Here is a 20,701-nt window from a genome sequence, read left to right as displayed (position 1 = left end):
GGCTGACCGCGCTGGAGGCGCGTAACCGCGCCAGCGAGCTGCTGGTGAAGGTGGGCCTGCTGGACAAGATCAATGCCTACCCGAACCAGCTCTCGGGCGGGCAGCAGCAGCGCGTGGCGATTGCCCGGGCGCTGGCGATGCAGCCGCGCATCATGCTGTTTGACGAGCCGACCTCGGCGCTGGACCCGGAGATGGTCGGGGAGGTGCTCAATGTCATGCAGGCCCTGGCCGAGGAAGGCATGACCATGGTCGTCGTCACCCACGAGATGGGCTTTGCCCGCCAGGTGGCGGACCGCGTCATCTTCATCGATGAGGGGCTGGTGGTGGAGGAAGGCAGCCCGGAGGCCATCTTTACCACGGCGAACAGTGAGCGGACGCGCGCCTTCCTGAGCAAGGTGCTGTAGACCGAAAGCCAGGCAGAGTCCGGCCCCCTGCCTTCCACGTCATGCATGGCGTGGTGCGGGGGCCCGGGAATTTGCACGGGCCACGCAGGAAAATGCAGGCGAGCGACGCAGCAGCAGCGGGGCTACACTGAAGCCCCCAAACCCGCATTCCCCATGCAATCTTCCGTCAGCCTCGATCGCATTGACCTCAAAATCCTGAGCATCCTGCAGGAAGATGGGCGCGTTTCCAACCTCAAGCTGGCCGAGAGCGTGGCCCTGTCGCCCACCGCCGTGCTGGCGCGCGTGCAACGGCTCAGCCGGGACGGGTACATCCTGGGTTACGCGGCCCAACTCAATCCGATGAAGCTGGGCGCCGGCATGATGGTGTTCGTGGAGGTGTTGCTGGACCGCACCACCCCCAATGTGTTTGAAGCCTTCAAGGCGGCGGTGCAGGTGCACCAGGAAATCATGGAATGCCATATGGTGGCCGGCGGCTTTGACTATCTGCTCAAGACCCGCATGGCCGACATGGCAGCCTACCGCTCGTTTGCCGGCACCGTGCTGTGGCAATTGCCCGGCGTGCGCGAGACCCGCACCTACGCGGTGATGGAAGAGGTGAAAAATACCACGCGGCTGGCGCTGGGTGTGTGAAGGTGACGGCGAGGGGTTGCAAACCGGTGCGTGCCGGCAATAATGCGGGATCGATGCGAGATCGCCCTCCAAACTTGTCTTTTCAACAAGGATGCCCATGAAATTCAACCCCGCATTTCTGGTCACGATCGCACTGGCCATGACCATAGCCACCGGCGCCGCCGCGCAAACCATGAAACCGGGTTTGTGGGAGATCAACAACAAGATGCAACCGGGCTCGGGCTCGGGCGAGATGGAACAGGCCATGGCCAACATGGACAAGCAGATGGCCGGCATGCCGCCCGAACAACGCAAGCAAATGCAGGACATGCTGGCCAAACAGGGCATGGGTCAGGGTGGCGCCGGCGGCATGAGCATGAAGGTTTGCATGACCAGGGAAATGGTCGAGCGCAACGAAATGCCGTCGCAGCAGCAAGGCGACTGCAAGACCACCCACTCGCCGCGCAGTGGCAACACGATGAAATTTTCCTACACCTGCACCCAACCGCCGTCCAGCGGCGAAGGCCAGATCACCTACGTGAGTGACACCGCCTACACGATGAAGATGGCGACCATCGCCACGGTCAGGGGCAAGGCCGAGAAGATGAACATGGACGCTTCGGGCAAATGGCTGTCGGCGGACTGCGGCAATATCAAGCCGAAGAAATAGCCCCCACGGTCGCTCACTGCGTGTAGCTCCCTGCCCCCCGAGGGGGCCGCTGCGCCTGCGGCCCGGCAAAGCCGGTTCCGCGGCCCCTGCTGGCTGGAGAGATGCCACTTCTTGGCCCCACGGTCGCTCACTTCACACCCGATCGTCCTGAGCCTGTCGAAGGATGCCCCCGAGGGGGCCGCTGCGCCTGCGGCCCGGCGAAGCCGGTTCCGCGGCCCCTGCTGGATTAGAGCCTCACGCAGCTTCCCGTCGCCCCGAGGTATCGAAGGGCAGTGCCATCTGGCGGAACAGGGGCTCATCTCTTTCCGAAGATCGCGGTGCCCACGCGAACCATGGTGCTGCCGGAATGGATGGCGGCCTCCAGGTCGGCCGTCATACCCAAGGACAGCGTGTCCATGGGTGCAGGCAACACGCCTGCCGCATTTATCTGGTCAAAAAGGGCTCTCGTTCTGGCGTGGATGGCGCAAGCAGCTAGAAAATCGGTAGCAGGCTCGGGAATCGCCATCAGCCCCCGCAGCACAAGGCGTGGCAATTGCGAGACGGCCTGCGCCAGCGCCTGGACATCTGCGGGCGCGAGGCCCGACTTGTTCGCGCCGCCATCCACATTCACCTGCAAACAGATCTGCAGGGGCGGCAGATGGGGCGGCCGCTGCTCACTGAGGCGTTGCGCAGTCTTCAGCCGGTCGACCGACTGAACCCAATCGAAGTGCTCGGCCACCAGCCGGGTCTTGTTGCTTTGCACCGGCCCGATGCAGTGCCACTCCAGCGCGGCAGGCGCGCCGGCCTGCGCCGCTTGCCAGGCGCGCAGCGCCAGAATTTTCTCCACGCCCTCGGCAACGTAGTTTTCTCCAAACGCACGCTGCCCGTCCGACATGGCGTCAATCACGGCATCGGCGCCAAATGTTTTGGAAACCGCCAGCAGGCGCACGCTGGCCGGATCGCGCCCCGCGGCCACACACGCCGTGGTAATCCGGTCACGGACAAGCTGGAGGTTGCGCACAATCATGGTCATAATCGAACTGTAAACTCAGATTCAACCTAGACTTCCAAGGATCCCCCGGGATGGACATTACGCAGCTGCTGGCCTTTAGCGTCAAAAACAAGGCGTCCGACTTGCATCTGTCGGCAGGTTTGCCACCCATGATCCGCGTTCACGGCGACGTGCGGCGCATCAACATCGACCCGCTGGACCACAAGCAGGTGCATGCCATGGTGTACGACATCATGAACGACACCCAGCGCAAGAACTATGAAGAGTTCCTGGAGGTCGACTTCTCCTTTGAGATTGACGGCCTGGCGCGCTTTCGCGTCAATGCCTTCAACCAGAACCGGGGTGCCGGTGCGGTGCTGCGAACCATTCCCTCCAAAATCCTGACGCTGGAGCAGCTCAACGCGCCGAAGATCTTTGGCGACCTGGCGCTCAAGCCGCGCGGCATGGTGCTGGTGACCGGTCCGACCGGCTCAGGCAAGTCCACCACGCTGGCGGCCATGGTCAACTTCCTGAATGAAACCGAATACGGCCACATCCTCACGGTGGAAGACCCGATCGAGTTTGTGCACGAGTCCAAGAAATGCCTGATCAACCAGCGCGAGGTCGGCCCGCACACGCTGAGCTTCAACGCCGCGCTCAAGTCCGCCCTGCGCGAGGACCCGGACGCGATTCTGGTGGGCGAGATGCGCGACCTGGAAACCATCCGGCTGGCCATGTCGGCCGCCGAGACCGGCCACCTGGTCTTCGGCACGTTGCACACCTCGAGCGCCGCCAAGACGATTGACCGCATCATCGACGTGTTCCCCGCCGAGGAAAAGGAAATGATCCGTTCCATGCTGTCGGAGTCGCTGCAGGCCGTGATTTCGCAAACGCTGTGCAAGACCAAGGACGGCGCGGGCCGGGTGGCCGCGCACGAAATCATGCTGGGCACCAGCGCTATCCGCAACCTGATTCGTGAAGCGAAGGTCGCGCAGATGTACTCGTCCATCCAGACCGGCAACAGCGTGGGCATGCAAACGCTGGACCAGAACCTGACCGAGCTGGTCAAGCGCAACGTGATTTCGCCCGCGGAAGCGCGCGGCAAAGCGAAAATACCGGAAAACTTTCCAGGCTAGATATATGGCCCCCACGCTTGTCACTTCGTGTACTGCGCTGCCCCCCAAAGGGGCTAATTTTTCTTGGGGCGGCCCGGCGAAAAATTGCATGGCCCACAATTGCGCCTCTTCGGCAGCCACTGAATCCACTTAACAGGAGGTGCTCTCATGGAGCGCGATCAAGCCAGCAAATTCATCCACGACCTGCTGAAGCTCATGGTCAGCCGCAGCGGCAGCGACCTGTTCATCACCGGCGACTTTCCGCCGGCCATGAAGGTGGACGGCAAGGTGACCAAGGTCTCGCCGCAGCCGCTCAATGCCGGCCACACGCTGGCCCTGGCGCGCGCCATCATGAACGACAAGCAGGCGGCGGAGTTTGAACGCACCAAGGAATGCAATTTCGCCATTTCACCGCCAGGCGTGGGGCGCTTTCGCGTGAACGCCTTCGTGCAGCAGGGCAAGGTCGGCATGGTGATGCGGACGATCCCGGCCGTGCTGCCCACGATTGACGGGCTGGGCGTGCCCCAGGTGCTCAAGGATGTGGTGATGAGCAAGCGGGGGCTGACGATTCTCGTTGGCGCCACCGGTTCGGGCAAGTCCACCACACTGGCGGCCATGGTGGACTGGCGCAACGAACAGTCGTTCGGCCACATCATCACGATTGAAGACCCGGTGGAGTTTGTCCATGCGCACAAGAACTGCGTGATCACGCAGCGCGAAGTGGGCCTGGACACCGACAGCTGGGAAGCCGCGCTGAAAAACACCCTGCGCCAGGCGCCTGATGTGATCCTGATGGGCGAGATCCGCGACCGCGAAACCATGGAGCATGCCATCGCCTTCGCGGAAACCGGCCACCTGTGCCTGGCCACGCTGCACGCCAACAGTGCCAACCAGGCGCTGGACCGCGTGATCAACTTCTTCCCCGAAGAACGCCGTACCCAGCTGCTGATGGATTTGTCGCTCAACCTCAAGGCCATGATTTCGCAGCGGCTGGTTCCCAAGCAGGATGGCAAGGGCCGCTTTGCGGCGGTCGAGGTCATGCTCAATTCACCGCTGATCTCCGACTTGATCTTCAAGGGCGAAGTTTCCGAGATCAAGGAGATCATGAAGAAAAGCCGCAACCTCGGCATGCAGACTTTCGATCAGGCGCTGTACGACGCCTTTGAAAGCCACTTCATCACCTACGAGGATGCGCTGCGCAACGCCGATTCGGTGAACGACCTGCGTTTGCAGATCAAGCTCAATTCGCAGCGCGCCAAGTCGACCGACCTTGCCGCGGGCACCGAGAATTTCGCCATCGTATAACCCATCAGGGCCGAGCCTGTCGAGGCCCCCAACCTCCGAACGCCTGTCGACAAGCTCAGGGCAAAAGGACAGCAGAGTCAACACGCCGTGAGCAGCACCAACGCCAAAACCTACGAACCGTCTTCCCCACGCAAAGTTGCATTCCTCGGCCTGGGTGTGATGGGCTATCCCATGGCCGGCCACCTGGCGCTCGCGGGCCATCACGTGACCGTGTACAACCGCAGCCCGGCCAGGTCGACGGCCTGGTGCGCTGAATTTGCGGCCACGGCCCGGCCGTCCAGTGCGACTGTGCCGCGCCTGGCAGCGGACGGAGCCGATGTGGTGTTCAGCTGCGTCGGCAACGATGATGACCTGCGTTCCGTCACACTGGGCCCGGACGGTGCCTTTGCGGGCATGAAGCCCGGCGCGGTCATGGTGGACCACACCACCGCCTCGGCCGATGTCGCTCGCGAGCTCCATGCCGCCGCCAACCAGCTCGGACTGCACTTCATTGATGCGCCGGTATCCGGCGGCCAGGCGGGTGCGCAGAACGGTGTGCTCACCGTGATGTGCGGTGGCGAGGCGGCAGCATTCGAGCGTATCAAGCCGGTCGGCATGGCCTTTTCCAGGGCTTTCACACGGATGGGCGAAAGCGGTGCGGGCCAACTCACCAAGATGGTCAACCAGGTCTGCATTGCAGGCCTGGTGCAAGGCCTGAGTGAAGCCATCGCCTTTGGCCAGAAAGCGGGGCTGGACATGAACCAGGTGCTTGATGTGATCGGCAAAGGTGCAGCCCAAAGCTGGCAGCTCGACAACCGCGGCAAAACCATGGCGGCCGATCAGTTCGATTTCGGCTTCGCGGTTGACTGGATGCGCAAAGACCTGGGCCTGGTGCTGGATGAAGCCAGGCGCAATGGCGCACGCCTGCCCGTGACGGCCCTGGTGGACCAGTTCTATGCCGATGTGCAGGCGATGGGCGGGCGACGCTGGGATACGTCCAGCCTGATCAGGCGCCTGAAATAAGAAGGCGCGCTGTGGGCGATCGCCGCCCTGTCAAACAGCACCCTGTCAATGGCAGCTGGCGATGAGCTCCGTCGCTTTGCCGGGTCGCCGATCTTGATCAGCCCCTCAATTGCTGGCGGGCTTGGCGGCGGCAGGTTGCGGCTGGGCGGAGGCGGCCCCCACCCGAATGCGCGCCAGCTCTTCCTCGCTGATGATCTCGAGGAGCCGGACGACTTTTTGCACGCCTGGCGTGGCGCGAACCATTTCGGTGGCCCGGTCGGATTCGCGCTGGGTCACGCGCCCCATCAGGTAGGTCGTGCCCCGCTCGGTGACCACCTTGAAGGAGTTGGCCTGCAGATCCCGCGCATCGACCAGCATGGCCTTGACACGACCAGTCACCAGCAGGTCCGAGGAGCGCTCCATCAGCGACGGGCTGTCCAGGACGGCCAGTTCATTGACCACCGACACCACGTTCTCCACGCGCGAAACCACCTGTTCAACCAGCTGCTTGTCCTGGGCATTGGGCACCTCGCCCGTCAACAGCACCTGGCGGTTGTAGCTGGTGACGCTGACGCGCACGCGCGTACCGAGGTTGCTGCGGATTCGGCTGGCAGCCCGCAACTCGATGCCTTCATCCTCCAGCTGTGCACCCGAGGTGCGGCGGTCGGTCACCACCAGCGCAGTCCCCGCCGCTGCCCCGCCCATCACCAGGGGCACGCAGGCTGTCAGTCCTGCTGCCACGGTTGCCGTTGCACATGCAAACAGAGCCAGTCGCCTCATCATCACGGAATGCTTCATGCGGGATTCTCCTGATCGCCAAGTAACTGGGTGTCCACGCCATCACAGATGCAGTGGAGGACGAGAAGGTGCACTTCCTGGATGCGCGCGGTCCGCTCGTGCGGCACGCAGATATGCACATCGGTTTCGCGCAAGGCATGCGTCATCTTGCCGCCGCCCCGGCCGGTGAGTGCCACCACGGTCATCTCGCGCTCATGGGCCGCCTCAATGGCCGCCAGCACGTTGGCCGAGTTGCCGCTGGTGCTGATGGCGAGCAACACGTCGCCAGCGCCGCCAAGCGCACGGACCTGCTTGGAAAAAATCACATTGAAATCGTAGTCGTTGGCAATCGCCGTGATGATGGAACTGTCCGTCGTCAGGGCTATGGCACCCAGCTCCGGCCGCTCCCGCTCATAACGGCCCACGAATTCGGCGGCGAAGTGCTGGGCATCCGCCGCCGAGCCGCCATTGCCGCAAGCCAGTACCTTGCCGCCGCTGGTCACGCTGGCAAGGATGGCCTGTACGGCCGCAGCGATCGGTTTGGACAAGACGTGCGCTGCCTGGTACTTGAGGTCGGCGCTGTCGATGAAGTGCTGTTCAATACGTTGTTCAAGCATGCGTCAATGATAGCGGGTCACGAGGAAGGCCTGCCCCCCGGAAGGAGCAGGGACCCGGCAAAGACCAACATGGTTACAAATCCCCCCGGCCCCGGCTGCGCCGCAGCGGGTGTTTTGGCACCCGCGTCAACTCTCGTCAGGAAGCATCGAACGCGGCGGGCAGCCACTCGAGGCGGCCATTCTCACCCTCACCCTCACCCTGAGCCTGGCCCTGCTTCAGCGCCCCATGCACCAGCACCACATCAAAGCGGCAGGGCGGGGGACTGGCAAAGCGCATCAGGTAGTGGCGGGCCGCAAAAATGATGCGTTGCTGCTTGGCCGGGCTGATGCTGGCGGCGGCACCCCCATGCGAGGCGCCCGATCGCTGGCGGACCTCGACGAACACCAGCGTGCCGTCGGGCGTGCGCATCACCAGGTCAATCTCGCCTCCACCGCGCCCTGGCGTCCGATAATTGCTTTCCACGGGGATCAAACCGGCCCGCGCCAGAAAGACCTGCGCGGCCGACTCTGCAGCATCACCCCGGGACTTGGTGGTAACCTGCCCTGGCTGCGCCCGAGAACCGTCCGGCGGCGGCTTGACAACCTGTTTTCTGGAAAACCACATTGAACGCTTCTTTCGACTTGGCTCTTGCCGCGGCACGCGCTGCAGCAGGTATGCAGCATTATCCGGAAGCCATGCTGTATGTCGTTGCCACGCCGATTGGCAACCTGGCCGACATCAGCCTGCGCGCGCTGCACGTGCTGCAACTGGTAGACGCCATCGCCTGCGAGGACACGCGCCACACGCAGACCCTGCTGCGCCAATATGGCATAGAAAAACCCCTGCTGGCCGTGCACGAGCACAACGAAGCGCAAGCCGCGGGCCTCGTGATTGAACGCCTGCAGCGCGGCGAACGCGTGGCTTATGTCAGCGATGCAGGCACACCGGCCGTGAGCGACCCTGGTGCGCGCCTTGTTGCCGCCGTCCGGGCCGCAGGCCTGAAGGTCATGCCCCTGCCCGGCGCGAGCAGCGTCACCACGGCACTGAGCGTGGCGGGCCTCACGGGCGACTCGGGCTTTGTGTTTGCCGGTTTTTTGCCGAGCAAGGCCGGCGAGCGCGATCAGGCAGTTGCGGCACTGCAATCCGATACCCGGGCCACCGTGATTCTGGAAGCACCGCATCGCATCGAAGCGCTGGCGCGCGCCCTGGCGGTGCTGCAGGGCCGGCTGGTCACCGTAGGCCGCGAGCTGACCAAGCAGTTTGAGGAAATTGCGACAGTGCCTGCACAGGAGCTGGCCGCTTGGCTCGCCGCCTCTCCCCAGCGCACGCGCGGTGAGTTTGCGCTGGTGCTGCATGCAGCTGCCGCTCAGGAAACCCCTGAAGACAGCACCCGGGTGCTGCAACTGCTGCTGGCCGAGCTGCCGCTGAAAACCGCCGTCAAGATGGCCGCCGAGATCACCGGCGCGCCGCGCAACGATTTATATGAGGCTGCCTTGAAACTCAAGAAGGCATGAACCCGAACGCCGACCAACTCTGGCGCGCGCCGCGCTGGACGCTGGCCGTCCTGCTGGCCGTCCTCGGCATGCTGGGGCCGTTTTCGATCGACACCTACATTCCGGCGTTCTCGGGCATTGCCACGGCGCTGGGCGCCTCGCCGGTGGAAATGCAGCAAACGCTGTCAGCCTACCTGTTCGGTTTTGCCTTCATGAACCTGTTTCATGGTGCGCTGGCCGACAGCTTTGGCCGCCGGCCGGTGGTGCTGTGGGGAATTGCGGTGTTCACCCTGGCGTCGGCCGGCTGCGCCGTGTCGCAAAGCATTGGCCAGCTGGTGTTGTTCAGGGCGCTGCAGGGCCTCTCCACGGGCGCTGGCATTGTGGTGTCGCGTGCCGTGATACGCGACATGTACCCGCCCGCGCAGGCTCAGCAGGTCATGAGCCAGGTCACCATCTATTTCGGAGTCGCGCCTGCCATTGCGCCCCTTATGGGCGGCTGGCTGTTTGTGCACCTCGGCTGGCACAGCATTTTCTGGTTTCTCACGGGCGTCGGCGCAGTGCTCTGGGCCGCCAACTTCCGGTTTTTGCCGGAAACACTGCGCACCGAAGAGCGCCAGCCGTTTGAAGTCAGGCACCTGATGCGCGGCTACTGGCAGCTGGGCTCCAGTCCGCGCTTTTTGCTGCTGGCGCTGGCCAGCGGCGTGCCCTTCAATGGCATGTTCCTCTATGTTCTGGCGGCCCCGGCGTTTCTGGGCGAGCACCTGTCCCTGCAACCCACCGAATTTTTCTGGTTTTTCATCCTCACCATCTCCGGCATCATGTCGGGCGCCTGGCTGAGCGGCAGGCTGGCCGGGAAGATTGCGCCCAAACGGCAGATACGGCACGGCTTTGTCATCATGCTGGTGACCTCGCTGGCCAACCTGGCCGCCAACCTGCTGTTCGCGCCGCATGTTTCCTGGGCGCTGTTCCCGATCGCCGTGTTTGCCTTTGGCTGGGCGCTGATGGTGCCGGTCGTCACGCTGCTGGTGCTGGACCTGTACCCCGAGCGGCGCGGCATGGCCTCATCCCTGCAAGCCTTCATTGGTTCAACGGCCAACGGCCTGGTGGCGGGCCTGATTGCGCCGCTGGTCATGCACTCCACGCCTGCGCTGGCCGCGGTTTCGCTGGGCATGATGTGCATCGGGCTGGTGTCCTGGGTATACCTGCACCGCCGCTGGCCGGACATCGGCCGTGCGGTGTCCCTATAACCCGTGCTTCCGTGTTTCCGTATTTGCTGCCCGCCGCTGCGGGGAACGGCACGGATCAGTTGTTGTCGTTCATCCTGATCGGGATTTCCATTCCCTGCGAGGTGCGCCGAACCACATTGCCGGCATCCAGGTAGACCCAGAAGTACTTGCTGGCGTCCAGATCCAGCCAGCGGTAAGTCAGGATATCGCCCTGCCAGGAGCCCACGCGATCCACCGTGGCGGGCCGGCCAAACTCGCGCTCCACGTCCTCGCGCCGCCACTTGCCCACTTCAATTTTTGAGAACTCATCAAGAGTCAGGACTTGCCGCGCCGCAACAAGCCTGCCTGCAGCATCCAGGTCCACCATCACGGCGGTCTGCCCCGCCGGCTGCGCAGAATATTGCAGCCGCGTCCCCGTTCCCAGCGGCAGCACGCGCGACGGCGTTCCGTAATGGGCAATGACCTCGTCGCGCGACATGCCCGGTCGCACCGCCGTGACGGCGCAACCGGCCATGAGCAGGACGGCAAGAACGGCAAGAACAACACGGGAAACAGTTTTAACGGCCTTCATGGGAAACTCCTTTTTATTGAACTCCAGATAAGACCCCGACCGCAGGTCAATGGTTCAAGTGGTTGAATTGAGGTGGGGTACGGTCTGGCCAAACCCTGAAGCCAGCCTTTGACCTTAACCTTGGCTTTTGGTCCTTGATCTCCCGCCCGGGGTGCTCGCTTCAGAACCGTCATTACACCCCAATCTTTCCCTGGCGCCGTCAGGCTTGGGAGTCGTCGGTGAACTGGACACAAGCGATTCCAAGATGCGGCTTCGGTTGGTCCGACGGTCCTGATCAGCGGGATACGTGCTCGTTAAATTATCGGCAAGTCTGCCTTTTTCAGGGTGCGCAACACAAAGCTGGACTTGCTGTGCCTGACGCCCTTGATCTTGTAGAGCTTCTCGCGCAGCAGCCTTTCGTAATCCTTGGTGTCCTTGACCGCGATGCGCAACAAATAGTCGTATTCGCCTGACACCAGATACGCTTCGATGACCTCGGGAATGCTCGCCAGGGTTTCGCCGAACTTTTCCAGCGTATTGTCTGAATGACTGTCCAGCGTGACCTGCACCATCACGGTCTCACCCAGGCCCAGGGCCTCGGCATTGAGGTTGACGGTGTAACGCTCGATGACGCCCGTGTCTTCCAACCTCTTCATCCTTGTCCAGCAAGGCGTGCTGCTCAGCCCCACCGCCTGGCTGATTTCCTGAAGGCTGGCGCGGCCATTGCGCTGGAGTTCAGCAAGAATTTTCCGGTCTATTTTGTCCATGCAGGAAGATTATCTGCAGATTCTGAAAATAACCACTACCTTTTCGCCCAACCGCATTGGATCGCTCAATTCAGAGAAGCTTTTATCTGGCCGCTGGCGCACACGCTTTGCAAAGTCTTTAACGTCCGAGCGCTTCGGCATTGCGGATCGCGGTTACCTTGACGACTCGAACTACTGGACGCCCGTTGACCAACACAGGACGATGGTGGTCATCAGCCAGGAGTACGCCGATTTCGTGAACGCCGGCCGCTGTCGGGCAATGACCGAAGCGAGCTTTGATGATGTCACCACCGGTGTCGCTGTTCATGCTGTTGTACGGGCGGCCGGGAATGTTGCAACTGTCGCCGGCCGGATCGATTTTCATGTGGATGTGACCGCATCGCGGTGTATCTCCGCACTGGCCCGCAGCGCGGAGCAGGAAATTGCTGCGAACCACGACGCCCACCGCAGCTTCAGCATCGCTACCCAAGGGAATGATTGCGCCTTCAGGCGGCCATACGATCTCGAGGGTCGGCGCGTCTTGCGCTGAGATAAAGGTGCTCATGGCAATCAATGAGATCGCAAGCAGCGAGCGGGAGACGGCGGCGCCGATGTTCAAGTTCATGTTGTTTCCTGGTTGAGGTACGTTTATGTAATCACTGAATACATTGAGCTGCGATTCTAACCCTAAAATAAGCGGCGATTACATTGACTTGGACCGACCCCAGAATGACGCCTCCCGCTCCCTCCCAAAATGGCGACCCCGTTTCCCGTGGCAGCTATCACCATGGCAGCCTGCGCGAAGCATTGGTGGCAGCCGCACTGGAACTCATCGAGGCGCACGGCGTGGAGAACCTGAGCGTGCGCGAAGCCGCGAAGAAGGCCGGCGTCTCTCCCGGCGCCCCGTTTCGCCACTTTCCTACCAAGGCTGCATTGCTGACCGCCGTTGCAGAGCAAGCCACGGAGCGTCTTCACGCGCAGGTGGAATTGGGCATTGCCAATAGCGCGGGCAAGCCTGCACTGCTGCGTTTCGCAGCCATTGGAGAGGCCTATCTGGAATGGGCCGCGCGTCATCCTACGCATTTCCAGGTCGTGAGTCAGCGCCATCTGCTCGATGCCGATGCTCCCGCGCGTCTGGCCTTGCACAACGACGCGATCCGCGCCCGTATGCAGGCATTGCTGGAGGAGGCGTTCGAGGACACGCCCAGCGCGCTCGCGCGGCTACCAGCGCTGCAATTACTCGGCCGAGCGCTCGTCTACGGACTTTCACGCATGGGCGTTGACGGACATTTTCCGGAGTGGGACCTTCGCCACGCTTCTGCGCCGGTGGCCGTCCGCGATGCATTTGTGCTTTTCATTGAACTACTGGCGGTCGGACGTGACGCGCAAACGAGTGAGGCTGTGACCCAATGGGCGAAGGGACTACCTGCTTGATGCCGATGTCCCCGTCAATGGATTATTCAAGGCCGACTCGATTTCTGACGACTTCGCCCGCAATGCAATGAAAGCATTTAGCAGCGTCGCAATTGCATCTGAGGCTATGGCGCGGGCGATCGCGTACGCCACATTGAATAGCCCGCCGAGGTAGGCGCTTTGATGCACCTGAAGAACCATACATATCAATATCTTACGTAGGTTCAAAAGGGGTTTTGGTGCGGCTGGCGGGGATCGAACCCACGACCCTTGGCTTCGGAGGCCAATACTCTATCCACTGAGCTACAGCCGCAACGCTGGAGAATGACGAGAACCAGGGGTTCACGACATTTGCGAACCCTGGAATCTCTGCGCTGTGCGCATGATTCCCGCCGCACAGTGCACCTGATTCTATCAGCGATGCACCGCCGGTCCGGGATTTAGAGCACCCCCGGCTATAATGCGAGGTTGCTGAGCAGACGCCTTCATCAGCCCGCGATAGCCCCCGATTTTTAGTTTTTTGAGGACGCCATGAGCGCTAACGATCACACTACGGCCCACGAAGAAGCCCACACCGGTCCGATCAAAACCCCACAGCAACTGCTGGCGGCGGTTTTTTTCTCTTTCGTTGTTCCCATTTTTGCCATCATCGGGCTGGTTTACTACGTGACCTCCGCCAACAAGCCGTTGGCCGGCGCGGTCGATGTCGAAAAAGCCGTTGCGCAGCGCATCCAGAAAGTTGGCACGGTTGAAATCCGTGATGCCAACCGCCCCCTCAAGTCCGGCGAAGAAGTCTACAAGGCGCAATGTGTCGCTTGCCACGCCGCGGGTGCGGCCGGGGCTCCCAAGTTTGGCGACGCGGCTGCCTGGGCACCGCGCATCCAAAGTGGTTTTGCAGCGCTCTGGAATTCTGCCCTCAAAGGCAAAGGCGCCATGGGCGCACAGGGCGGTGGCGACTTCGAAGACGTCGAAGTTGGCCGTGCCGTGGTGTACATGACAGCTGCCGCCGGCGGCAAATTTGCAGAACCCGCCGCCCCTGCGGCAGCAGCCCCCGCATCAACCGCGGAAGCTGCAGCGGCCCCACCGGCTTCCGTGGTGGCAGCCCTGGCAGCCGCCAACAAACCCGCGCAGGCGGCTGCTGGCAACGCACCGGCTGCAGCGGGCGCCGGCGAAGCGCTGTACAAGCAGGCTTGCGTGGCCTGCCATGCCGCAGGTGTGGCCAACGCGCCGAAATTCGGCGACAAGGCAGCCTGGGCACCCCGCATCAAGACCGGCCTGGACGCCCTGACGGCCAGCGCCATCAAGGGCAAGGGTGCCATGCCTCCCAAAGGCGGATCCACCGCCGCTGACGCCGACATCCGCTCGGCGGTTGAATACATGGTCAACGCCGCCAAGTAGCCCGCACAACAGCGCTGTTGCTACCCCATCAAAAAGCCGGTCACTGACCGGCTTTTTTATTTATGGGAAAAGAGGGTGGCAGCCGTATGGAGCATGCACCGCCAGCTACTTTTTTTGCAGCAACTGCGGACTGCGTACATAGCCGAACCGCACCGGCAAGTCGTGCGTGGGCAGCTCCTCGGGTACCCACAGGCCCTGCTCCACCGCATCGGCTGCGCAAGCCATGTCCTGCGTATGGACCAGGCCGAAGCCCAGATCAGTTTCGAGATACAAGCGGCCATGCTCGTCCACGATACAGCGCTGGACCCGGGCCGGCTGGCCGGTGTGCGCCGTGACCGCAAAGCCTGGCACCACATCAATGCGCCAGATCAGCGGCGTGGCTTCCAGTTCCACATAGACGCGCTGCGGGCCGTTCTGGAAAAACCACTGGCCGCCGGCATCGCTTTCGTAGTTGCGCTGGATAAAGTCGATGAGCTTGTCGTGCTTGAGCAGCGAGCCTTTGCCGGCCAGGTTACCTGCCGCCCCTGCGGAAGCAAAAGGACCGGCGGCCTGGGCCTTGTCGTCGCGCATGTACCAGTTGCCACGCGCATCCAGCCCAAGCCAGCCGTAGCAGTTGGGAACGTTGGGCCATTTGGCGATAGCCTGGCGAACAATGTCATCCATACGGCTATTTTGCGCTGTGCCAGCCTGCTTTGCCCATACCGCTTGATGCGCGCAGGGTTAAAGCTGCGTGGCCAGAAAGGCGGCAACCGCTTCCGGCATGACGCGCACATGCCCGGGAAAGGGCGCCGAAGGGAAGCCCACATGGCCGCCCTCGGCAGGACGCCAGAGGGTGACATGACTGCTCACCTCCGCGGCCTGGGGCAGGCTGCTGACAGGAATAAACGGGTCGTTCAGCGCATTCAGGACCAGCGCCGGCACGCCTATCTTGTACAGATGCGGCTTGGCCGAGGCCCGCGTCCAATAGTCTTCCGTGTTCCTGAACCCATGGAGCGGCGCGGTGAACACATTGTCAAAGGCATACAGGTCACGGGCCGCCAGCAATTTCTGGCGATCGAAGAGCCCAGGGTGCTGCTCCAGCTTTTGAAGTGCCTTGGGTATCATGGTTTTGAGGAACATGCGGGTGTACACCTGACGATTGAACCCCCGGCCTATGGCCCAGCCGCTGGCCGCCAGATCCAGCGGCGAGCAGACGGAGGCAATGCCCGCGACGACTTGCCGGGCCTCGGCACCCCACTCGCCAGCCCAGCGCATCAGGGCATTGCCGCCCAGCGAGATGCCCACGGCCATGACCGGCCCGGCGTGCTGCGCGGCAAAGCGCCTGAGTATCCAGTCGATCTCGGCGAAATCGCCCGAGTGGTAGGCGCGCGGCGCCAGGTTGAGCTCGCCCGAGCAACCGCGGAAATGCGGCACGGCGCAGGCCCAGCCGTGGCTGCGGGCCACATCGGCAAAGGCCTCGGCATAGTGGCTGGCCGAAGAGCCCTCGAGGCCATGAAACACGACCAGCAATGGAGCCCCCACGTTCTTCACTGCGTGTAATTCGCGAGGCCTTGCAGGCCGCGGCTCGCCAGACGCTTCGCCTCTGTCGCCTGTCCAAACCTGCTCAAGCAGGCTTGGAGCCGCAGGCTCCAGCCCCTCGGGGGCTAATTTTCCTTGGGGCGGCCCGGCGGCAAATTGTGCGGCTCCTGCACTCACCGCTTCTTGCACCGGGATGCTTGCGCTCGCTGGTATCGGCGGGGACGGCCACAGCGCCGGGCCGACCCCATCAGGGCCAGTGCCCTCGGAGAGCAGCAAACCACCCACAGCGGGGAGCGTGGGGGCGTTACTCACCAGCCAGTCCACATCCACAAAATCGTCATCAGGCGTGGTCCAGCGCTCGCGGCGGAACTGCGGCGGCGGTCCCAGGAAGCGGCGGGAATGCACTGCGGCCCAGATGGTCTGGAGATTGCCGCCTGGAAGCCACCAGGGCGCTGAGTAATTCATCGCTGCGGCCCCCTCAATGAAGAACGGGCGGGATGTCAGAGACTTCCTGCATTTCGCGCGGCGTGCCCGGGCTGGCATGGTGAGCAACCAGCCGCCAGCCTTGCGCGGTCTTGTGATACACGTTGGTGGCAATCACATAGGCGTGGCGGGGGCCTTCATTGGTGAGCACATCAATGCGCTCCAGCACACTGTGCACACTGGCGCTCATGGTTTCCAGCTTGCGCACCTTGATGGCGTGAGCCTGAATGCTGCCATTGGAAAACATGGCGTCAAACGTGGCGCGTATGGCGGCGGCACCCACCAGTCGCGCGCCGCCGGGGTGTATGCAAATGATGTCATCCTCATCGCCCCAGCAGGCCATGAGTTTTTCGATGTCGCCGCTTTGCAATGCTTCGTAAAAAGCTGCCTCGATATCGTCGGCGTTGCCGTTGCTGGCGGGCGGGACTTTGGGTTTGGGCATGGAGTCAATCAGACGATGAGCGATGGAGAGCCGGCGTTGAATCCGGTGCTGAGTTCTGCTTGGGATTGTGCCCTGCAGCAAGCCAGGCCTGAACCACGCCCTGCATGCTCCGGGCCTGGCCGGCGCTTTGGCCGGTGCTGCTGCTCTGGCCGGCCTGCCACAGCAGTTCCGGCGCAGCCACATGCGTGCCCGGGGGCAACACCCGCAAGGCAGCATCCACGAACTCGGCCAGCTTGGCCGGGCGCACCGGCTGCTCACTCGCCGGGATCATGTACTTCAGGGTGGAGAGCATCCAGCCCGCAGTCTTCTCCAGCAGACCCGAAACCGCCGGCGCTTCTGCCTTGCGGGCCGAGCGCACCAGCAGCATGCGCTCAAAGCCGAGTGCAGCAACGGCCTGCTCATCGAGATTGGCGAGGCCGCGTTTGAGCGCATCGGGCAGGCGCCCCGACGCGTGCGGCACCACGATCACCAGAGTTTGTACGCCGCAGCGCTTGAGCCAGCGGGCCAGCGCCGGCAACTGCTCGGGGGCTGGCGTCCAGAGCGTGCGTTCACGTCCGTAGTAAAGCCGGGGCGGCTCGAACATGACCAGGCCGGTGTGCGCCGGCTGCGGTCTGGCGGGCCACTGCTCAATCGGCAGGGGAGCGGCCAGCGCAATACCCACTGCAGGCAGGCCGGTGACCATGGCCTCGGAAACGAGCACTTCGGTATGCGCAAAACGGCCACTGCCCACGAGGCGACGCAAGACCTCGCTGCCCAGCACGCCGGCGGCCCCGACCACGAGCAGCCGGGGCCTGGCGGGCTGGGAGGATGCGGGCGGGTGCAGCGATGCCTGTAGCGCCTGCAGCGGGTTGCCCACCGGCAAGGTGTTGCGAGGCGCGAAAGGAGTTGACGACATTCGACTATGTTAGTGTTGCGGCTTGTATTTTGGAGGCCCTTCCATGAAATCCCGTATTTTTAGTTTCACCGGTTGGATGCTGGCGGCCGCACTGAGCGCGCTGCTCACCGGTTGCGGCTACAACGACTTCCAGCGCCTGGATGAGCAGACCAAATCCGCCTGGTCCGAGGTGCTGAACCAGTACCAGCGCCGCGCTGACCTGGTGCCCAATATTGTGGCCACGGTCAAGGGCGAAGCCGCCTTCGAGCAAGACACGCTGACCAAGGTGATAGAAGCGCGGGCCAAGGCCACCTCCATTCAGGTCACACCCGAAACGCTGAACGACCCGGCGGCCTTCAACAAATTCCAGGCAGCGCAAGGCGAACTCGGCAGCGCACTCAGCCGGCTGATGGTGGTCAGCGAGCGCTATCCCGAGCTCAAGGCCAACCAGGGTTTTCGCGATTTGCGGGTACAGCTGGAGGGCACGGAGAACCGCATTACCGTGGCGCGCAATCGCTACATCCAGACTGTGCAGGAGTACAACGTGCTGACACGCAGCTTCCCCAGCAACCTGACGGCCATGGTGTTCAGTTACAACGTCAAACCCAACTTCAACGTGCAGAACGAGGCACAGATTTCCACGCCACCGGTGGTTGACTTCAAGAAATAAGCAGTACCCCGGATTGGCCGTGCGTCGTTTTGCGGGTTTTCCATGTCGGGGCGGCGCCCTTCTGATGCTGGGCGTGCTGCTGGCCGCCTGGCTACCGCTGGCCGCGTGGGCGCAAAGCGTGCAGGCGGTGCCGGCCCTGACGGCCCATGTCATGGACAGCACCGGCACGCTGGATGCGACCCAACGCGCAGCGCTTGAGGCCAAGCTGGCGGCCTTTGAGCAGGCGCGTGGCGCCCAGGTGGTGATGCTGATCGTGCCGACCACCCAGCCCGAAGACATCGCCGCCTACGCCCAGCGGGTGGGTGACACCTGGAAGATCGGGCGCAAGGATGTCGGTGATGGCCTCCTGCTGGTGGTCGCGAAGAACGACCGCAAGGTCCGCATTGAAACCACCAAAGCGCTGGAAGGCGCCATTCCCGATCTGGCGGCGCGCCAGATCATCGAGAGCGCCATTACCCCGCGCTTCAGGCAGGGAGATTTTGCGGGAGGTCTGAGTGCCGCCGCCGACCAGATCATGACGCGCATCAGCAGTGAAAGCCTGCCGACGCCAGAAAGCCGGAGCGCTGGCCGCCCGCAAGACAGCGGCTTTGACTGGATGGATCTGGCCATCTTCCTGTTTTTTGCGGTGCCCATTGGCGCCCGCATCATCGCCAGTGTGCTGGGCCGCAAGGCCGGCTCGGTGGCCACCGGTGGGGTGGTTGGCGTGCTGGCCTGGATCTTCACCAGCAGCTTGGTTGTCGCCGGCATCGCCGCGCTGGTCGGCCTGGTATTCGCCCTGTTTGCAAGCCTGGGCTCCCTGGGCCGGGGGAGCCGTTCTTCCCGCTGGGGTGGCCCGGGCACCACGGGAGGCTTTGGGGGTGGTGGCGGTGGCAGTTGGGGCGGCAGCAGCGGCGGCGGCTTCAGCAGCGGTGGTGGTGGAGACTTTGGAGGCGGTGGCGCCTCGGGTGACTGGTAAGGCCATGCAGAGCAAGCTCACAACCCTTATCAGGCACCTGTGGCTGGACGCGTCGGACGCCCGGCGTGCCATCCCGCCCGACATGCTGCAGCGCGTGACACAACGGGTGGCCGCCAGCGAGCGCCACCACAGCGGCGAGATTCGCATTTGCGTGGAAGCGTCGCTGCCCCTCAGCTATCTGTGGCGGCTGAACCGACAGCAGCCCATCCGCAGCCTGACGCGGCAGCGAGCGCTCACCCTGTTTGGCAAGCTGCGCGTCTGGGACACCGAACACAATAACGGTGTGCTGATTTATGTCTTGCTGGCCGAGCATGCCATTGAAATCGTGGCAGACCGCGGCGTGGCGCGGCATGTGAGCGCGGCCCAGTGGCAGGAAATGGTGGAGCGCATGGCCCGTGCGTTCCGGGAAAAGCGCTACGAAGACGGGCTGACCCAGGCGCTGGAAGAAACCTCGGCCGTACTGATAGCGCACTTTGCGCTGGATGCCACGCAGAACGGCGCATCCGGCCAAGCGAACGAGCTGCCCGACACTCCCCTGCTGCAGTAAGCTTGCGCCGGGAGCTCAGGACGAACACTGCCACCCCGGTGGGGCGAGCCGTCACCGGACCCGTTCAACCGGAGAACAGCACACCCAGAACAAACAGCGCAGTCAACGCCAGCGCTGCTCGCCGTAACCATATCTTGCGCGAACGCCTTGCCTTGCGCCGGGGTGAAAGCCGTTCTACCCACGCCAGGCTGTCCAATGTACTGTCCATATGTATCACCTCGTCGACAAGTTTGGAGCCCCGTCAGACGATAAGGCGCAGTAGCGTGAGATGTTGTCAGTTTAGGTATCCAGTTGTTACCCGCGCTTGCAAGCGCTGCACAAACGATCATCGCGCAGAACGACATCAGCTCCTGATTTGATAGCACGCCAATCAGAAAAGCAACGGCTGCAGCCGTTTTGTCTTCACGCACTTACGGCCACCAGCGCCTAGGCCAGGTGGCGGGCGGCAGGTGACCATGAAAAAGCCCCTCACCTTGCGGGAGGGGCTCGTACGCTCCATCAAGGGAGCCGGCGCAGCAGGCCAGGCCTGCTCCATGCCTTTACTTCTTCTGGCGGTATTTGCGCAGTGCGGCAATCTGGGCGGCCATGACGGTGAGTTCAGACTGGGCCATGGCGATGTCAATGTCGCTTCTGGCGTTTTTCAGTGCCTCTTCCGCGGCTGCCTTGGCTTCGCTGGCCTTGGTCTCGTCCAGGTCCTTGCCGCGAATGGCGGTGTCGCTCAAGACCGTCACGCAATTGGGCTGCACTTCCAGCAGGCCACCGGCCACAAACACAAACTCTTCCGTGCCATCCTCTTTTTCAATGCGCACGGCACCCGGCTTGATGCGGGTGATCAGCGGCGTGTGGCGCGGGTAAATACCCAGCTCGCCGGCCTCACCGGGTAAAGCCACAAACCTGGCTTCACCGGAGAAGATGGACTCTTCTGCGCTGACGACGTCGACGTGGATGGTAGTCATAT

At 62.9% G+C, this 20,701-nt stretch carries 25 protein-coding genes and 1 tRNA gene; 13 read left to right on the top strand and 13 right to left on the bottom strand.

Annotated features, from left to right (window positions below; all coding sequences use genetic code 11):
* The 3 genes from AC1DUR_RS23620 to AC1DUR_RS23610 all read left to right on the top strand — a co-directional run.
* Positions 1-404, top strand: a 404-nt coding sequence (locus AC1DUR_RS23620) for an amino acid ABC transporter ATP-binding protein (protein ID WP_477722246.1), incomplete at its 5' end; no start/stop codon positions are given.
* Between the two features lie 153 nt (positions 405-557).
* A complete protein-coding gene (locus AC1DUR_RS23615; protein ID WP_477718882.1) occupies positions 558-1,034 on the top strand; it encodes an Lrp/AsnC ligand binding domain-containing protein in 477 nt (158 codons plus the stop codon).
* A gap of 97 nt (positions 1,035-1,131) precedes the next feature.
* Complete coding sequence (locus AC1DUR_RS23610) at positions 1,132-1,683, top strand: DUF3617 domain-containing protein (protein ID WP_477718881.1); 552 nt, start codon at positions 1,132-1,134, stop codon at positions 1,681-1,683.
* A 295-nt stretch (positions 1,684-1,978) separates the two neighbouring features.
* Here the strand turns inward: AC1DUR_RS23610 and AC1DUR_RS23605 are convergent, their stop codons facing one another.
* Positions 1,979-2,695 (bottom strand): YggS family pyridoxal phosphate-dependent enzyme, encoded by a 717-nt coding sequence (locus tag AC1DUR_RS23605; protein WP_477718880.1) that lies wholly within the window; start codon positions 2,693-2,695, stop codon positions 1,979-1,981.
* A 50-nt stretch (positions 2,696-2,745) separates the two neighbouring features.
* Here AC1DUR_RS23605 and AC1DUR_RS23600 point away from each other — a divergent pair, with 50 nt between their 5' ends.
* The 3 genes from AC1DUR_RS23600 to AC1DUR_RS23590 all read left to right on the top strand — a co-directional run bounded on the left by AC1DUR_RS23600 (position 2,746) and on the right by AC1DUR_RS23590 (position 6,075).
* The gene (locus tag AC1DUR_RS23600) at positions 2,746-3,789 is read left to right on the top strand and encodes a type IV pilus twitching motility protein PilT (protein WP_305638300.1); all 1,044 of its coding nucleotides are present in this window, start codon (positions 2,746-2,748) and stop codon (positions 3,787-3,789) included.
* A 147-nt stretch (positions 3,790-3,936) separates the two neighbouring features.
* Positions 3,937-5,073, top strand: coding sequence for a PilT/PilU family type 4a pilus ATPase (locus AC1DUR_RS23595; protein WP_477718879.1), 1,137 nt, complete (start codon positions 3,937-3,939; stop codon positions 5,071-5,073).
* A gap of 87 nt (positions 5,074-5,160) precedes the next feature.
* Positions 5,161-6,075 (top strand): NAD(P)-dependent oxidoreductase, encoded by a 915-nt coding sequence (locus tag AC1DUR_RS23590; protein ID WP_477718878.1) that lies wholly within the window; start codon positions 5,161-5,163, stop codon positions 6,073-6,075.
* Between the two features lie 105 nt (positions 6,076-6,180).
* Here the strand turns inward: AC1DUR_RS23590 and AC1DUR_RS23585 are convergent, their stop codons facing one another.
* From AC1DUR_RS23585 to AC1DUR_RS23575, 3 genes are all read right to left on the bottom strand, one after another.
* Complete coding sequence (locus tag AC1DUR_RS23585) at positions 6,181-6,852, bottom strand: BON domain-containing protein (RefSeq protein ID WP_477718877.1); 672 nt, start codon at positions 6,850-6,852, stop codon at positions 6,181-6,183.
* Positions 6,849-7,448, bottom strand: coding sequence for a phosphoheptose isomerase (locus AC1DUR_RS23580; RefSeq protein WP_477718876.1), 600 nt, complete (start codon positions 7,446-7,448; stop codon positions 6,849-6,851). Before AC1DUR_RS23580 ends, AC1DUR_RS23585 begins: the two co-directional genes overlap by 4 nt.
* Positions 7,449-7,584: 136 nt before the next feature.
* A complete protein-coding gene (locus AC1DUR_RS23575; protein WP_477718875.1) occupies positions 7,585-8,052 on the bottom strand; it encodes a YraN family protein in 468 nt (155 codons plus the stop codon).
* Positions 8,053-8,102: 50 nt separating this feature from the next.
* Here AC1DUR_RS23575 and rsmI point away from each other — a divergent pair, with 50 nt between their 5' ends.
* Together rsmI and AC1DUR_RS23565 are read left to right on the top strand one after the other, a co-directional pair.
* The gene (gene rsmI, locus AC1DUR_RS23570; protein WP_477718874.1) at positions 8,103-8,942 is read left to right on the top strand and encodes a 16S rRNA (cytidine(1402)-2'-O)-methyltransferase; all 840 of its coding nucleotides are present in this window, start codon (positions 8,103-8,105) and stop codon (positions 8,940-8,942) included.
* Positions 8,939-10,168 carry a multidrug effflux MFS transporter gene (locus AC1DUR_RS23565; protein ID WP_477718873.1) on the top strand — a complete coding sequence of 410 codons (1,230 nt, stop codon included), beginning with the start codon at positions 8,939-8,941 and terminating at the stop codon, positions 10,166-10,168. The genes rsmI and AC1DUR_RS23565 overlap by 4 nt, the downstream gene beginning before the upstream one ends.
* Positions 10,169-10,223: 55 nt before the next feature.
* Here AC1DUR_RS23565 and AC1DUR_RS23560 read toward each other — a convergent pair whose 3' ends face one another.
* From AC1DUR_RS23560 to AC1DUR_RS23550, 3 genes are all read right to left on the bottom strand, one after another.
* Positions 10,224-10,718, bottom strand: coding sequence for a hypothetical protein (locus AC1DUR_RS23560; RefSeq protein WP_477718872.1), 495 nt, complete (start codon positions 10,716-10,718; stop codon positions 10,224-10,226).
* A 293-nt stretch (positions 10,719-11,011) separates the two neighbouring features.
* Complete coding sequence (locus AC1DUR_RS23555) at positions 11,012-11,464, bottom strand: Lrp/AsnC family transcriptional regulator (protein WP_477718871.1); 453 nt, start codon at positions 11,462-11,464, stop codon at positions 11,012-11,014.
* Between the two features lie 118 nt (positions 11,465-11,582).
* Positions 11,583-12,068 carry a hypothetical protein gene (locus AC1DUR_RS23550; RefSeq protein ID WP_477718870.1) on the bottom strand — a complete coding sequence of 162 codons (486 nt, stop codon included), beginning with the start codon at positions 12,066-12,068 and terminating at the stop codon, positions 11,583-11,585.
* 104 nt (positions 12,069-12,172) lie between these two features.
* Between AC1DUR_RS23550 and AC1DUR_RS23545 the strand changes: the two genes are divergently transcribed.
* On the top strand, positions 12,173-12,877 hold the full coding sequence (locus tag AC1DUR_RS23545; RefSeq protein ID WP_477718869.1) for a TetR/AcrR family transcriptional regulator: 705 nt from the start codon (positions 12,173-12,175) through the stop codon (positions 12,875-12,877).
* 216 nt (positions 12,878-13,093) lie between these two features.
* Here the strand turns inward: AC1DUR_RS23545 and AC1DUR_RS23540 are convergent.
* Positions 13,094-13,169 (bottom strand) — tRNA-Arg (locus AC1DUR_RS23540).
* A gap of 218 nt (positions 13,170-13,387) precedes the next feature.
* On the opposite strand from AC1DUR_RS23540, the gene AC1DUR_RS23535 reads away from it, so the two are divergent.
* Positions 13,388-14,254 carry a c-type cytochrome gene (locus tag AC1DUR_RS23535; protein ID WP_477718868.1) on the top strand — a complete coding sequence of 289 codons (867 nt, stop codon included), beginning with the start codon at positions 13,388-13,390 and terminating at the stop codon, positions 14,252-14,254.
* A gap of 105 nt (positions 14,255-14,359) precedes the next feature.
* Here the strand turns inward: AC1DUR_RS23535 and AC1DUR_RS23530 are convergent, their stop codons facing one another.
* The 4 genes from AC1DUR_RS23530 to AC1DUR_RS23515 all read right to left on the bottom strand — a co-directional run bounded on the left by AC1DUR_RS23530 (position 14,360) and on the right by AC1DUR_RS23515 (position 17,592).
* Complete coding sequence (locus AC1DUR_RS23530; RefSeq protein ID WP_477718867.1) at positions 14,360-14,917, bottom strand: DUF2946 family protein; 558 nt, start codon at positions 14,915-14,917, stop codon at positions 14,360-14,362.
* A gap of 57 nt (positions 14,918-14,974) precedes the next feature.
* Positions 14,975-15,886, bottom strand: a complete 912-nt coding sequence (locus tag AC1DUR_RS23525) for a YheT family hydrolase (RefSeq protein WP_477722247.1) — start codon at positions 15,884-15,886, stop codon at positions 14,975-14,977.
* A 364-nt stretch (positions 15,887-16,250) separates the two neighbouring features.
* A complete protein-coding gene (locus tag AC1DUR_RS23520; protein ID WP_477718866.1) occupies positions 16,251-16,697 on the bottom strand; it encodes a YybH family protein in 447 nt (148 codons plus the stop codon).
* A gap of 4 nt (positions 16,698-16,701) precedes the next feature.
* Positions 16,702-17,592 carry a hypothetical protein gene (locus AC1DUR_RS23515; protein WP_477718865.1) on the bottom strand — a complete coding sequence of 297 codons (891 nt, stop codon included), beginning with the start codon at positions 17,590-17,592 and terminating at the stop codon, positions 16,702-16,704.
* A gap of 43 nt (positions 17,593-17,635) precedes the next feature.
* On the opposite strand from AC1DUR_RS23515, the gene AC1DUR_RS23510 reads away from it, so the two are divergent.
* From AC1DUR_RS23510 to AC1DUR_RS23500, 3 genes are all read left to right on the top strand, one after another.
* Positions 17,636-18,241, top strand: a complete 606-nt coding sequence (locus AC1DUR_RS23510) for a LemA family protein (RefSeq protein WP_477718864.1) — start codon at positions 17,636-17,638, stop codon at positions 18,239-18,241.
* A gap of 64 nt (positions 18,242-18,305) precedes the next feature.
* A complete protein-coding gene (locus AC1DUR_RS23505) occupies positions 18,306-19,196 on the top strand; it encodes a TPM domain-containing protein (RefSeq protein WP_477718863.1) in 891 nt (296 codons plus the stop codon).
* Positions 19,197-19,200: 4 nt separating this feature from the next.
* Positions 19,201-19,743: a TPM domain-containing protein gene (locus AC1DUR_RS23500; protein WP_477718862.1), complete on the top strand. Its 543-nt coding sequence runs from the start codon at positions 19,201-19,203 to the stop codon at positions 19,741-19,743.
* A gap of 539 nt (positions 19,744-20,282) precedes the next feature.
* On the opposite strand, the gene AC1DUR_RS23495 is transcribed toward AC1DUR_RS23500, so the two are convergent.
* A complete protein-coding gene (locus tag AC1DUR_RS23495) occupies positions 20,283-20,699 on the bottom strand; it encodes a F0F1 ATP synthase subunit epsilon (RefSeq protein WP_477718861.1) in 417 nt (138 codons plus the stop codon).
* Positions 20,700-20,701 lie beyond the last annotated feature (2 nt).

The sequence above is a fragment of the Polaromonas sp. P4_F4 genome, assembly GCF_056401355.1.
The sequence above is the reverse complement of the archived record's forward strand: the minus strand, read 5'-3'. Positions and strand labels throughout refer to the sequence as shown.